Genomic DNA, 14247 nt, shown 5'->3' with positions numbered 1-14247 from the left:
CATTACTTTACATTGTAACACTTTCTTTCTTTGAAAACAACAAAAAAAAGCGGGTGCTCAATGGGACTGCTCCATGTCCCGGCCCAAATGCTTTTCTTTCAGGACTGCCGTTATCCGCTCCTCCAGATAAATCAGACTGCCATTGTCAATCAAATAGTGAAACGGTATGACCTTTCCGCCTTTCGCAATATACTGTTCCAGCAGCCCGTCTGTTATCCGCTGTTCCAGCAATATGGAATCAGGATTAATGACAATGGCATCATATTGTCCCAGCAGCATGCCGTCTGCCTCCACGGACAAGGTGTTCTCAAAGTGGGTGCTGACAGATTTCAGTTTTGGCAGGAAATAAGCAAGCTGATCTGTAATAATCTGTGCAAACTTATTGGTTCTGCAGAAAATACCAACGGATGAAGAAGGATCCAGTCTGGAAATATTCACGATGGTATCTCTGCTGGGTGCTACGGCGACCTTCACCAGAATATTTTTCTGTTCTCCAATGTGCTCCGCCACCTGTTCATAATGTGTGGTTGTCGTTAGAATCAAATCATAACTGGACAGCAGTGCCTGCGGGTTATCATCCAGCAGAATTGTCTCCACTAAAAAAGCCGATATGCTGATATCCGGTATGTAAAGAAGCTGCTTTTTGAAGATTTCCAGTGACTCCGCATTACAGTCAATCACTGCCACACGCAGTCCTCCGTTTCCTCCCTCCCTCTTTGCAAGGCTTATATTCATCAGATTGAGGATTTCCGAAATTGAAAAATTCCAGTCTTCCAGTGTATCAAGAAGGTCATCCAGCAGCTCAATTGCGGCCATCCTTTTCTCATTCCCAGTCATTATTGTATTATTATGGATATACGAGCCGCTTCCCTGTATTACTTCGATCACTCCGTTATCAGCCAGTTCCTTATATGCTTTTTTAACTGTTCCCCTGGAAATCCCCAGTCGTTCGGCCAATTCCCTTTCTGTAGGCAGTTTATCCTCAGGATTTAATCTTCCCTGTTTAATATCTTCCAGAATCTCATCCACTAATTGTTTATAAATTGGTTTGTTTTTATCTTTATCGATCATCTAAGGTCTCCTTATTCATTTTCCATCTATCATTTCCCAAACATGGTCCTTTATTAAGTATTATACCAATAATGTACCATATTAAGCAACAGCACATTCTGTTTTGACTGTTATATGTTACAATTAAACAATTTTTTGCCCACACTATTGGTACATATTTTATAAATATTTGGTTGATTTTTATCTTCATTGGTATTATCATTTTAGTATACCAATTAATAAATGGTACACCAAAGAATCATATTCCATCGTAAAAAGGAGGAGAAAATTATGTGGTATGGAGGAGACTATAATCCAGAACAATGGGAACCCGAAACGATAGAGGAAGATATCCGTTTCATGAAAGAAATGCATGTAAACTGTGTTACATTGGGTGTCTTTGCATGGCCGAAGCTGGAACCGGAAGACGGTGTATTTCAATTTGAATGGATGGATCGAATTCTTGACAGATTATACCAGGAACATATTGATGTTATTCTTGCAACCCCCACAACAGCAATGCCTTACTGGCTGGAACAAAAATATCCTGATATTATGCATGTGGATATTGAAGGACGCAGAGTCCAGGGTGGATCCCGTGAAAAGATCTGTCCCAACAGCAGCGTATACAGAAAATATTCTGCCAGGATCGCCGGTGAATTAGCAAAACGTTATGGGCATCACCCTGCCGTAAAACTGTGGCACATCAATAACGAATACCATTTTTACTGCTACTGTCCGGCCTGCGCAGAGGAATTCCGTAACTGGCTTAAAAGGAAATATGAGGACATTGATGCTGTCAACACTGCATGGAATACTGCATTTTGGGGACATACATATACTGATTTTTCCCAAATACTTCCCCCCAGCTATCTCACAGATATTAAAAAGAACCAGCTGGCAGGGCGGGATGTGGCCTGTTTCCAGGGACAGTACATTGATTACATGCGTTTTATGAGCAGCAGTGTCCGTTCCTGTATTGAAAATGAGAAAAAAGAGATACGGAAGTACTCCAGCCTCCCCGTCACCAACAATTTTTCTGATTTGGTAAAGACTTATGATTACTGGGAAGTTTCCAAAGCGATTGATGTAATTTCCTGGGATAACTATCCCACGATCCATACTCCCATGTATAAACCAGCCTTTATCCACGACCTGATGCGCTCCATGAAATCACAGCCCTTTTATATGATGGAACAAAATCCGGGTAATATCTCCTGGGAAGATTACGGCCCTGTGAAGCGTCCCGGAGAAGTTGCCGATATCTGCTGGCAGAGTACGGCCCACGGCGCTGACAGCAACCTATTCTTCCAGTGGAGACAATCAAGAGGCGGTGTAGAAAAGTTTCACGGCGCCATGGTTCCCCACAGCGGAAGACTGGACACCAGAATGGGAGCCGAACTGATTCGTCTTGGTGAACAATTTGAACGGTTGAAAGATACTGTGGAGGGCGCTATGCCGGATGCCAGAGCTGCAATCCTGTTTGACTGGGAAAACTGGTGGGCCATCGAGGGGTCAGCGATCCATAACTGCCATCTGAAGTATTATGACCAGGTTTTGAAATATTACCGCGCGTTTTACGAAATGGGTATATCCGTAGATATCGTCTGTGAATCTACCTGCATGGACAAGAAATATGATCTGATCGCCGCACCGTGTTTTTACATGTGTTCCCCTGCATTTTCCGAAAAAGTAAAAGACTATGTAAACACAGGCGGTACCTTCATCACCACTTTCCTGAGCGGTATTACAGACAGAACGGACAATGTAATACTGGGCGGCTACCCGGGTGCTTTCCGCGATATTCTTGGTCTTTGGGTTGAAGAGATAGACGGTATGTACCCTGATATGAAAAACAGTATCGTTTTAAATGATGGTTCCAGATACGAATGCGGAGAAATCTGTGACCTCATCCGCCTGGAAACGGCAAGCGTTATTGGTCTTTACGGAGATGATTTTTACCGTGACACACCATGTGTGACCGTCAACGCTTATGGTGACGGACATGCCTATTACATTGGTACAAGTCCGGAGCATGCATTTATCCGGAAACTGCTGACAGACATCTGCTGCAGTCTGAACATTCCAAAATACAGCCTGCCTGAAAATGTGGAAATAGCCTTCCGCGCCAAAGAAGGAAAAAAGTATACATTCCTCATGAATCACAATAATGAAGCCGTAAATGTAAATCTGGATAGATTCTATTATGACATCATAAGCGAATGCAGAAAGTCAGGCCTGGTTTCCATGTCTCCCCGCCAGTGCATGATCCTAGAAGAGGTTATGGAGGCAGAATAACTAAAAACGGATATTTGTTGTAGAGATAGGAGGTTTTTACAATGAAAAGAAAAATAATCGCAGTCATACTCACCGGTCTTATGGTTTTTTCAGCATCATCCTGCGGCAAAAAACCGGCTCCGTCATCCGCCCCGGAAGAAAACACTTCAAATAGTGATACCCCGGAAGAAAACACTTCAAATATTTCTGCTGACAATACATTGACAGTCTGGACATGGGACCCCAACTTTAACATTTACGCCATCAATAAAGCCGCCGAATTATACGCAGCAGACGGACACGAGGGTTTTCATGTGGATATTACAGAAATTGAGTCCCAGGATATTGAGACAAAACTTACCACTATTGCTAACGCAGGGGAGCTGGACGCTCTGCCGGACATATTCCTGATTCAGGATGCCTCTTTTCAGAAATTTGCACAGAATTATCCCGAAATTTTTACCGATTTAACAGACTCAGGTATTGATTTCTCCCAGTTTTCCGCAGCCAAGACCTCTTACTCCATAGTAAACGGAAAAAATATGGGAATCCCTTTTGACAGCGGAACTGCTGTTAACTGCATACGCACGGATTATCTGGAACAGGCCGGATTCACAGTGGAAGATTTTACAGATATTACATGGTCTGATTATATGGAAAAAGCTAAAATAGTAAAAGAGAAGACAGGACAGCCTATGCTTACGGCAAAATCCGCAACTCCTGATATCATTATGATGATGCTGCAGTCCTGCGGAGCCTCGCTCTTCCTGGAAGATGGAAGCCCGAATCTGGATCAGAATGATGTCCTAAAAGAATGTATGTCAATCTATGTACAGATGGTAAAGGACAAAACCCTGGAAGAAATGCCCGGCTGGGACCAGTATATTGCCTCCATCAACAACGGCACTGTTGCAAGCGCCATGAATGGCTGCTGGATCATAGCTTCCGTTGAAGCCAAAGAAGACCAGTCAGGAAAATGGGCTGTAACCAACCTTCCGCGCCTTGACAGCGCACCAAACGCAACTAATTATTCCAGCAACGGCGGTTCAACATGGGCGATCACCTCCCAATGTCAAAACAAAAAACTGGCTCAGGATTTCTTTAAATCTACTTTTGCAGGAAGTCAGGAACTTTACGATGACATCCTGTCCAAAGGCGCTCTGTCTACATGGCTGCCTGCCGGGGAATCATCAATTTATGAACAGCCTGTTGACTTTTTTGGCAATGATGCTATTTACAAAAAAATTGTTGAATATTCCTCTGAGATCCCATCCAGTGTAACCAGCCCCTTCTACTACGATGCCAGGGATGCCATGTGCACTGCTCTTTCAAATGTCATACAGGAGAACGCTTCATTGGATGATGAACTTAAGACCGCTCAGGAGACGGCTGAATTTAATATTTCAAAATAATCTTACCAATGTTTCCGTCAAAAAAGGCTTCGGATTTCTCCGAAGCCTTTTTATTACTTACTGATCATTCACTAAAATCCGGCTCGATCAGTCCGTAAGTATTTCCTTTTCTCTTATAGACAACATTCACTTCTTCCGTCTCAGCATTCAAAAATACGAAGAAGTTGTGTCCCAGAAGTTCCATCTGTACACATGCGTCTTCCGGATACATGGGTTTGAATCCGAATTTCTTGGTACGGATGATCTTAATCTCATTGGTGTTCTCATCTTCAAAATCCTTCTCGATAAATGCCTGCTGGAAGGTTCCTGCGTTTTGTTTTTTGTCGATGATTTTTTTCCTATATTTACGTAACTGTCTTTCGATGATTTCTTCTACCAGGTCGATGGAGACATACATATCGTTGCTCACCTGTTCAGAGCGGATGATATTACCTTTTACTGGAATAGTCACCTCAATTTTCTGACGTTCTTTTTCTACGCTCAGTGTTACATGAATCTCGGTGTCATCTGTGAAGAATTTTTCCAGCTTTCCAAGCTTGTCCTCTACCGCACTTCTTAATCCGTCCGTAATATCGATGTTTCTTCCGCTTATAATAAACTTCATGATGTCCAACCCCTTTAACGTGTATTTTACAGGACCTTTACTCCTGTAATGTATTCTTATTATATCAATATTCCCGCGTTTGTTCAACAGTTTTTAGAAAATTTTAACCTTTATAAGTTTTTTGTATAGAGTATTGTTTCCTTACTTTTCCATATACTATATGTAGTGGCAGATACCCGGTTTCCCGGTGTATCTGCCGCATACAAAGATTACGGAGTGTTTGTGGTCGTATTGTTGGTATTATTTCCGGTATTGTTGTCTGTGGCATTGCCAGCGTTATTTTCCACTGCATCGCCTACATCCTCTGCTCCGTTTCTCACATCATCGCCCAGGTCTTCCACACCGTCTTTGATGTCTTCTCCCAGGTCGCCTACCATGCCGTCGCCTGTGCCGGCCTCTCCGCTTCCTGTACCTGTGTCATTGGCTGCGCCGTTATCATTGGTATTGGCGTCCTTGTTTCCGTTCTTGTTGTCGTCTGCCTTGTTGTCGCCTGCCTTGTTGTCACCGGCTTTGTTGTCACCGGCGTTATTGTCACCGGCTTTGTTGTCACCGGCTTTGCTGTCCTCTGTGGCTGCGTTGCTGCCGCCATTGTCTGTGGCACCGCAGCCGGCTGTCATGCACAGTACACCTGCCAGAAGGACACTTAATAAAAGTTTCTTCATCTTACGCATGGTTGTTTCTCCTTTTCCTCTTTGTACTTAACGATAAAAGGCACCTCGCACCTTTTACTGTCACGATTAATATGTGCGTTTCCGTGAGAATTTATGTATGCGCGCATATACCGGAGAAAATGGAAAAACCGCCGTAAAACAACACTGCATCTGTACAGTCTTACGGCGGTTCAAAATTTAATTTTAAAAATGCGTCCACAACAGCGGCAGTATACACCTGCCGTTATAAATCATCCATTGATCACATTGCTCATGTTGTACATGCCCGGGCCTTTTCCCTTCAGGAACTTGGCAGCCTCCACAGCGCCTTTGCCGAATACGGCTTTTGAATAGGCTGTGTGCTTGAATTCGATCACCTCATCCGGACCTGCGAAGATCACCTCGTGTTCTCCCACGATGCTGCCTCCGCGGACAGCAGACAGACCGATTTCCTTAGCGTCACGCTTCTCGCGCGTCTGGCTCCTGTCATATACATAGTGGTACTGGTTGTCCATAGCCTCATTCAGGCTGTCTGCCAGTGCCAGCGCTGTCCCGCTGGGCGCGTCTACCTTCTGGTTGTGATGCTTCTCTACAATCTCCATATCAAAGCCGGCACCGGCCAGAACCTTTGCGGCCTCCTGCACCAGCTTCAGAAGCGTATTGATACCCAGGGACATATTGGCAGAGCGAAGCACTGCTGTGCTCTCGGAAGCCTTCGCCACCTGTGCAAGCTGCTCTTCGCTAAGCCCTGTGGTGCACAGAACCAGAGGCAGCTTCTTAGCCGTACAGTAGGCCAGGACAGCTTCCGTGGCTTTGGCGGAAGAAAAATCGATCATGGCATCCGCCTGCACATCACAGTCATTTATATTCGTGAACACCGGATATCCGTTGTCACGGTTATCTACAAGGTCAATGCCTGCCACAATCTCTGCCTCCGGGTCATCCTTCACAAGTCCGGATATGACCTGACCCATATGGCCGTTGCAGCCGCTCATAATTATTCTGATCATCTTTTATTCCTCTTTCGTAACGATTTCACAGGTCTTCACAGTTACCGTCTTTTTACGAATCGGATATGGTTTGGTTTATGCCAGCTTCAGACCAAACTTTACCATTTCCTCTTTCAGTTTTTCCTTGTTGGCCTCCTCCATCTCAGTCAGCGGTGAGCGAAGCGGACCTACCTCCATGCCCATAAGATTCATGGCGGCTTTTACAGGGATCGGGTTAACTTCCGAGAACAGAGCGTTGATCAAAGGCATGGCATCAAGCTGCATATCACAGCTCTCCTTTATGTCTCCGTTCAAATATTTTGCTACCATATCATGTGTGAATCTCGGTGCAACGTTGGAAAGCACAGAGATAACACCTTTTCCGCCCAGGGAAAGAAGCGGTACGATCTGGTTGTCGTTTCCGGAATAGATATCAAGCTTTCCTCTTGTCAGGGCAGCCATCTCAGCAACCTGCGCGATGTCACCGGAAGCTTCCTTGATACCTACAATATTCTCCACATGTTCCACCAGATATGCAACCGTCTTAGGCTGGATATTAATGCCGGTACGGCTCGGCACATTGTAGAGGATCACCGGAATCTTGATAGAATTGGCAATTTTCGTGTAATGTTCAATGAGGCCCTTCTGAGTAGCCTTATTATAGTAAGGAGTTACAAGAAGAACTCCGTCTGCACCATACTTTTCAGCTTCTGTGGATAAGTAGATCGCTGTCTCCGTACAGTTGGAGCCGGTTCCTGCGATTACCGGGATCCTCTTATTCACTTTGTCGATTGTGTATTTAATGGTCTCCAGATGTTCTTCATGGGTGAGTGTGGAAGACTCTCCTGTAGTTCCGCAGATTACAATGGAATCCGTTCCCTCTTGAATCTGTTCCTCCAGGATTTCTCCCAGTTTTTCAAAATTTACATCACCATTTTCTTTCATAGGTGTAACGATCGCCACACCTGCACCTGTAAAAATAGCCATTTTTCTCCTCCTTATGTCTGCATTCCTGCTTTTTCTTCCTGTGTCAACTGCAACTTTTGGGCTGCCTGCGCAGCCTTTATTTTATAACCTCCAGAGAAACCACCCTGTCGGCTGCCTCCCTCAGACGGTCCGGAACCACATTTCCGGTCAGGATCAGCTCTGTCTCCTCATCCTTGGTCCGGATCAGTTCCTCCACCTCTTCCTCGGTTATAATACCGAATTCCACTGCTCCCAGAATTTCGTCCAGAATCAGCATGTCGCATTCCTGCGTAACCAATACCTTTCTGGCATAGTTAAGGCCATTCCTGATATTGCAGTTCTCTTCCTGCTTCTCTTCGTCGGTCAGGTCTTCGTAATACTTATCCTTCTTCTCAAACCGGAACAGTCTTACATTCGGTTCCAGAACAGAAAGGTAATCCAGTTCGGAAGTTGCTCTTCCTTTCAGGCACTGAATGACAATGGCAGTCTTCCCGTGGCCGACAGCGCGTATTGCCTGCCCGATGGCCACACTGGTTTTGCCCTTGCCGGGTCCACAGTATATCTGCACTAATCCTTCATTTTCCATACATTACACCTCTTGCGGATTCTATGACGCTTTATTTAAGAGTTGTGTATATATTACTACACATGGCCAAATAATGCAATATTGGAATCTCAGGCTTCTTTTATTTCGGAGGCAGTCATTCTGCCGTTTTAGCTGTATGTCTCCCCATACTCCAGCTTGCTTACGGACACCTCGTAGGCGATCCGCTTTTCTGTGTCTGTCTCACTCAGCTTCTTAATATATTCCCTGCTCTGGATCCTGCCCCAGATATGCAGGCGTCCGCCCACCTCGAAGGATTTGGCGAAATTAGCGTTTCTGCCCCAGCAGATACACGGTATGTAGTCGGATTTTCCGTAAGGCCGGTTGACAGCCAGCAGGATGTCTGCAATTTCCCTGCCCAGCGGAGTCATGCGGTGGACCGGAGGCTTACAGATATATCCATTGAGTTCGATGAGATTGGTCTCTATGGATTCGTCCTCTTCCTCCACAAAGGTCAGTTCCCGCACGAACACAGAGAGAACCAGCCGGTTTTTCTTCTCCTCATGCCTGTTGTAGGAGCGGAACTGACCCTGCACTTGTATGTACTCGCCGATATAGCTCTGTGTCACATCCACCAGTCTCTCGGAAACCATAAGCGGTATTTTGTCCTCGGAACCGCTCAAACGCTTGACCAGCACATCCACCATGTAAAATCCTTCCCCATATACCTCGTGACTTTTCTCGAACTCCGATGCGATGGCTCCCATGATGGATACCTGATTGTTTTCAATTATTTTATCTGCCATTGAATTATTTACCCCTTCCTCTGACTTGTATTTTGTCTATATCATATTTATTCTGGCTATACTTTTTTTAGAACAACTTTTTTTATTTTTTTTGAAAAAATATTTATTTCTGCTTTGTATTTACTCATAAGTGTGATAAAATGTGACTGGATTTAGCCGTAAATCAGCGGTTTTTCCTTTAGAAAAGAGGTTATTTATGAAAACGAAAAGAGAAAACATCAGAAATGTAGCAATTATTGCCCATGTTGACCACGGCAAAACAACGCTGGTGGATCAGCTTCTGAAACAGAGCGGTGTCTTCCGCGAAAACCAGGAGGTCCAGGATCGCGTCATGGACTCCAATGATATTGAACGCGAGCGCGGTATCACGATACTTTCTAAAAATACAGCAATTTACTATAAGGATACAAAAATCAATATCATAGATACACCGGGCCATGCTGATTTCGGCGGCGAAGTGGAGCGTGTCCTGAAAATGGTGGACGGCGTTATCCTGCTGGTGGATGCCTTCGAGGGTGCCATGCCCCAGACAAAATTCGTACTGAAAAAAGCTCTGGAGCTCGATCTGCACGTCATTGTATGTATCAATAAGATCGACCGCCCGGAGGCACGCCCTGACGAAGTCATTGATGAAGTCCTGGAACTTCTCATGGATTTGGATGCCTCAGACGACCAGCTCGACTGTCCGTTCCTGTATGCCTCCGCAAAAGCCGGCCATGCAGTTCTGGACTTATCCGACTCACCGGAGAATATGGAGCCGTTATTTGAGACGATTCTCAAATACATCCCCGCTCCCACCGGAGACCCGGACGCAGGCACACAGGTACTCATCAGTACCATTGATTACAATGAATATGTAGGTCGTATCGGCGTGGGCAAGGTGGAGAACGGTACCATCTCCGTGAACCAGGAGGTACTCCTTTTAAACCACCACGACCCGGACAAGAAGAAAAAAGTAAAGATCAGCAAGCTCTATGAATTTGACGGACTCGGAAAGGTAGAGGTAAAAGAAGCCGGCATCGGTTCCATTGTAGCCATTTCCGGTATTGCGGATATCCATATCGGCGATACGCTCTGCTCACCGGAAAACCCTGAGGCCATTCCGTTCCAGAAGATCTCCGAGCCGACCATCTCCATGAACTTCCTGGTAAATGACAGCCCCCTGGCAGGTCAGGAAGGTAAATTCATCACTTCCCGCCATTTAAGGGAGCGCCTGATGCGCGAGCTGAACACTGACGTGAGCCTTCGTGTGGAGGATACCGACAGCACTGACTGCTTTAAAGTATCAGGCCGAGGCGAGCTTCATCTCTCCGTCCTGATTGAAAACATGCGCCGTGAGGGCTATGAATTCGCAGTCAGCAAAGCAGAGGTCATCTACCATGAAGATGAGCGCGGCAAAAAGATGGAGCCTATCGAGATTGCCTACATTGATGTACCCGAAGAATTCTCCGGAACCATCATCAATAAATTAAACGAACGGAAAGGTGAACTGCAGGGCATGAGCCCCTCAAGTGACGGAACCGTCCGTCTGGAATACCATATCCCGTCCAGAGGACTGATCGGCTTCCGCGGTGATTTCCTCACCTCCACAAAAGGCACCGGAATCATGAACACTGCCTTCGACGGCTATGCCCCTTATAAGGGCGACATGTTCTACCGCAAGCTGGGTTCCCTCATTGCCTTTGAGGCAGGCGAGACCGTTACTTACGGCCTCTTCTCCGCCCAGGACAGAGGTACACTTTTTGTCGGTGCCGGCGAGAAGGTATACAGCGGTATGGTAATCGGTGAGAGCGCCAAACCGGAGGATATCGAACTGAACGTATGTAAGACGAAACATCTGACCAACACGCGTTCCTCCTCCGCCGACGAAGCCCTGAAGCTGACTCCCCCCAAAGTTCTGAGTCTGGAGCAGGCTCTGGAGTTCATTGACACAGACGAACTTCTTGAGGTGACTCCCAAGTCCCTCAGAATCCGCAAGAAAACCCTGGATTCCCGCCTGCGCAAACGCGAAGGATATAAAAAATAAAAACAGAAGACACCGCCATCTCCCTTACGGGCATTGGCGGTGTTTTTTTGTCTTTATTATTCAGAATATTCTGTAATATTCAGACTTTTATTAATTTATGCAAAATACTAATTCTTTTTTGTTGTCTTATCTTCCATTTCATGGTAAAATAATCTACACAAACCGACAAGACGGAACATAAAACTTCACGTACTTCAAAATGAGTAAGGGCTCAAACCAAAAACCAAATATTTTAAGGAGGATTTCTATGGCAAAAAAACCAGAGAACAAAGCCCCGGAACCCATCAACAGCGTGGAAGCACTGCAGCAGCGAATCGCTTCCATGAAAGAAGCACAGAAAAAGTTTTCCGCCTTCACGCAAGAGCAGGTTGACAGAATCTTTTTTGAGGCAGCCATGGCAGCGAACAAACAGCGTATCCCGCTGGCAAAACTGGCTGTTGCCGAGACCGGAATGGGCATTGTGGAGGACAAAGTCATCAAAAACCATTACGCAGCGGAGTATACCTACAACACCTATAAGCGGGTAAAGACATGCGGCGTGGTGGAACAGGACACCTCATACGGCATTAAAAAGATTGCTGAACCTGTCGGTATCGTAGGCGCGGTCATCCCCACCACGAACCCCACATCCACAGCTATCTTCAAATGTCTGATCTGTCTGAAAACCAGAAATGCCATCATCATCAGTCCCCACCCGAGAGCCAAAAAGTGTACCATTGAAGCCGCCAGGATCGTGCTGGATGCCGCTGTAAAAGCAGGGGCACCGGAAGGCATTATCGGCTGGGTTGAAGAACCTACCATTGAACTCTCCAATGAACTGATGAAATCCGTGGATGTTATTCTGGCCACAGGCGGACCCGGAATGGTGAAAGCCGCCTATTCCTCAGGGAAACCGGCAATCGGCGTAGGCCCGGGCAATGTACCTGTCATCATGGACAGTTCCTGTGACATCCCCACTGCCGTGTATTCTGTCATCCATTCCAAGACCTTTGACAACGGTATGATCTGTGCATCCGAACAGTCTGTCACTGCGATTGCCGACATTTACGATGATGTTAAGAAGGAATTTGTTAAAAGAGGCTGCCATGTACTGAATAAGACAGACCTTGACAAGGTACGCAAGATCATCCTGACAGAAGCCGGGACTGTAAACCCCAAGATTGTGGGCCAGCCCGCGGCAGTCATTGCTGAGATGGCAGGTGTCACAGTACCGAAAGAGACAAAGATCCTGATCGGCGAAGTGACTTCTGTGGATGTCTCAGAACCTTTTGCACATGAGAAATTATCACCTGTCCTTGCCCTCTATAAGGCAAAGGATTTTGATACTGCACTTGACATGGCTGACCAGCTGATCAAAGACGGCGGCTATGGACATACTGCATCCCTGTACATCCATCCGTCCCAGACGGAGAAGATGGCACAGCACGCAGACCGCATGAAGGCCTGCCGCATCCTGGTCAACACCCCGTCCTCACACGGAGGAATCGGTGACCTTTACAACTTCAAGCTGGCTCCGTCCCTGACCCTGGGCTGCGGTTCCTACGGCGGCAACTCTGTATCCGAAAACGTGGGTGTGAAGCACCTGCTGAACACCAAAACCGTTGCCGAAAGGAGAGAGAACATGCTTTGGTTCAGAGTCCCGGAAAAGGTATATTTCAAGAAAGGCTGTCTGCCGGTGGCTCTCGATGAGCTGAAGAATGTATACGGCAAAAAGAAAGCCTTCCTGGTAACTGATACATTCCTCTACCAGAACGGCCACACAAAACCCATTACGGACAAACTGGATGAGATGGGCATTCCTTACAGCTGCTTCTTCGATGTAACACCTGACCCCACCCTGCAGTGCGCCCAGAAAGGCCTGGAGCAGTTAAATGCCTTCGGCCCTGACGTGATCATTGCCCTGGGCGGCGGTTCTGCCATGGACGCAGCCAAGATCATGTGGCTTATGTATGAACACCCGGAATGCAGCTTTGAGGATCTGGCTATGGATTTCATGGATATCCGCAAGAGAGTCTACGAATTCCCGAAAATGGGAGAAAAGGCAATGATGGTGTCTGTCCCCACCTCTTCAGGTACAGGTTCAGAGGTAACACCCTTTGCCATCATCACAGACAAGACCACCGGAACCAAATGGCCCATCGCGGACTATGAGCTTCTTCCCAACATGGCGATCATAGACGTGGATTTCATGATGAGCCAGCCAAAGGGACTGACCAGTTCCTCCGGTATTGATGCGCTGACCCATGCCCTGGAAGCATACGCGTCCATCATGGCTACAGATTATACGGACGGTATTGCACTGAAAGCTGTCCAGCTCATATTTGATTATCTGCCGTCCGCTTACGAGAACGGCGCTGCCGACCCGGTGGCCAGGGAGAAGATGGCAAATGCCTCCACCCTGGCAGGTATGGCCTTTGCCAATGCGTTTCTCGGCATCTGCCACTCCATGGCGCATAAACTTGGTGCCTACCACCATATCCAGCACGGCATCGCCAACTCCCTGCTGATCGAGCTTGTCATGCGCTACAACGCGGACCCGGCTCCCGTTAAGATGGGAACCTTCTCCCAGTATCCTTATCCTCACGCAAAGGAGAGATACTGCGAGGTTGCCCGCTTCATCGGCATCAAGGGCAAAAACGATGATGAAGTGTTTGAAAATTTCATCGAAGCCATTGCCCGGCTGAAAGAAAGAGTCGGGATCAAACGGACGATCCGGGAATACGGCGTGGAAGAAAAAGCTTTCCTGGCCACTCTGGACGCAATGGTGGAGGACGCCTTCAATGACCAGTGTACCGGCGCCAACCCCAGATATCCGCTGATGTCTGAGATGAAAGAACTCTATCTCAAGGCTTATTACGGGGAATAAGAAATCCTGAATCTACAAGGGAGGTCCGCAAACGGACCTCCCCTTCCTAAACTCCCC

At 46.7% G+C, this 14247-nt stretch carries 11 protein-coding genes; 4 read left to right on the top strand and 7 right to left on the bottom strand.

What is annotated here, in order from left to right:
• Positions 1 to 57: 57 nt before the first annotated feature.
• Entirely contained in the window at positions 58 to 1071 is a 1014-nt protein-coding gene (locus LC508_RS23250; protein WP_033139283.1) for a GntR family transcriptional regulator, read from the bottom strand.
• A 270-nt stretch (positions 1072 to 1341) separates the two neighbouring features.
• Between LC508_RS23250 and LC508_RS23245 the strand changes: the two genes are divergently transcribed.
• Both LC508_RS23245 and LC508_RS23240 read left to right on the top strand, forming a co-directional pair.
• The gene (locus LC508_RS23245) at positions 1342 to 3348 is read left to right on the top strand and encodes a beta-galactosidase (protein WP_054350678.1); all 2007 of its coding nucleotides are present in this window, start codon (positions 1342 to 1344) and stop codon (positions 3346 to 3348) included.
• Between the two features lie 41 nt (positions 3349 to 3389).
• Positions 3390 to 4739, top strand: a complete 1350-nt coding sequence (locus tag LC508_RS23240) for an ABC transporter substrate-binding protein (RefSeq protein ID WP_103731367.1) — start codon at positions 3390 to 3392, stop codon at positions 4737 to 4739.
• Between the two features lie 64 nt (positions 4740 to 4803).
• Here the strand turns inward: LC508_RS23240 and hpf are convergent, their stop codons facing one another.
• The 6 genes from hpf to LC508_RS23210 all read right to left on the bottom strand — a co-directional run bounded on the left by hpf (position 4804) and on the right by LC508_RS23210 (position 9298).
• On the bottom strand, positions 4804 to 5343 hold the full coding sequence (hpf, locus tag LC508_RS23235) for a ribosome hibernation-promoting factor, HPF/YfiA family (RefSeq protein ID WP_033139286.1): 540 nt from the start codon (positions 5341 to 5343) through the stop codon (positions 4804 to 4806).
• 209 nt (positions 5344 to 5552) lie between these two features.
• Positions 5553 to 6014 carry a hypothetical protein gene (locus LC508_RS23230; RefSeq protein WP_052098831.1) on the bottom strand — a complete coding sequence of 154 codons (462 nt, stop codon included), beginning with the start codon at positions 6012 to 6014 and terminating at the stop codon, positions 5553 to 5555.
• Positions 6015 to 6244: 230 nt separating this feature from the next.
• Complete coding sequence (gene dapB / locus LC508_RS23225; protein WP_033139083.1) at positions 6245 to 7003, bottom strand: 4-hydroxy-tetrahydrodipicolinate reductase; 759 nt, start codon at positions 7001 to 7003, stop codon at positions 6245 to 6247.
• A gap of 75 nt (positions 7004 to 7078) precedes the next feature.
• Positions 7079 to 7969 (bottom strand): 4-hydroxy-tetrahydrodipicolinate synthase, encoded by an 891-nt coding sequence (dapA, locus tag LC508_RS23220; protein ID WP_033139084.1) that lies wholly within the window; start codon positions 7967 to 7969, stop codon positions 7079 to 7081.
• A 76-nt stretch (positions 7970 to 8045) separates the two neighbouring features.
• Positions 8046 to 8534, bottom strand: coding sequence for a cob(I)yrinic acid a,c-diamide adenosyltransferase (locus LC508_RS23215; RefSeq protein ID WP_033139085.1), 489 nt, complete (start codon positions 8532 to 8534; stop codon positions 8046 to 8048).
• A 128-nt stretch (positions 8535 to 8662) separates the two neighbouring features.
• On the bottom strand, positions 8663 to 9298 hold the full coding sequence (locus tag LC508_RS23210) for a single-stranded DNA-binding protein (protein WP_033139086.1): 636 nt from the start codon (positions 9296 to 9298) through the stop codon (positions 8663 to 8665).
• A 196-nt stretch (positions 9299 to 9494) separates the two neighbouring features.
• On the opposite strand from LC508_RS23210, the gene typA reads away from it, so the two are divergent.
• Positions 9495 to 11324, top strand: coding sequence for a translational GTPase TypA (gene typA, locus LC508_RS23205; protein ID WP_033139087.1), 1830 nt, complete (start codon positions 9495 to 9497; stop codon positions 11322 to 11324).
• A gap of 247 nt (positions 11325 to 11571) precedes the next feature.
• Positions 11572 to 14190 (top strand): bifunctional acetaldehyde-CoA/alcohol dehydrogenase, encoded by a 2619-nt coding sequence (gene adhE, locus LC508_RS23200; protein WP_103732501.1) that lies wholly within the window; start codon positions 11572 to 11574, stop codon positions 14188 to 14190.
• Positions 14191 to 14247: the final 57 nt, after the last annotated feature.

The organism is Blautia parvula (assembly GCF_020215665.1).
Taxonomy (GTDB): domain Bacteria; phylum Bacillota; class Clostridia; order Lachnospirales; family Lachnospiraceae; genus Blautia; species Blautia celeris.
Note: the sequence above shows the minus strand (reverse complement) of the source record. Positions and strands in the feature narration are given on the sequence as shown.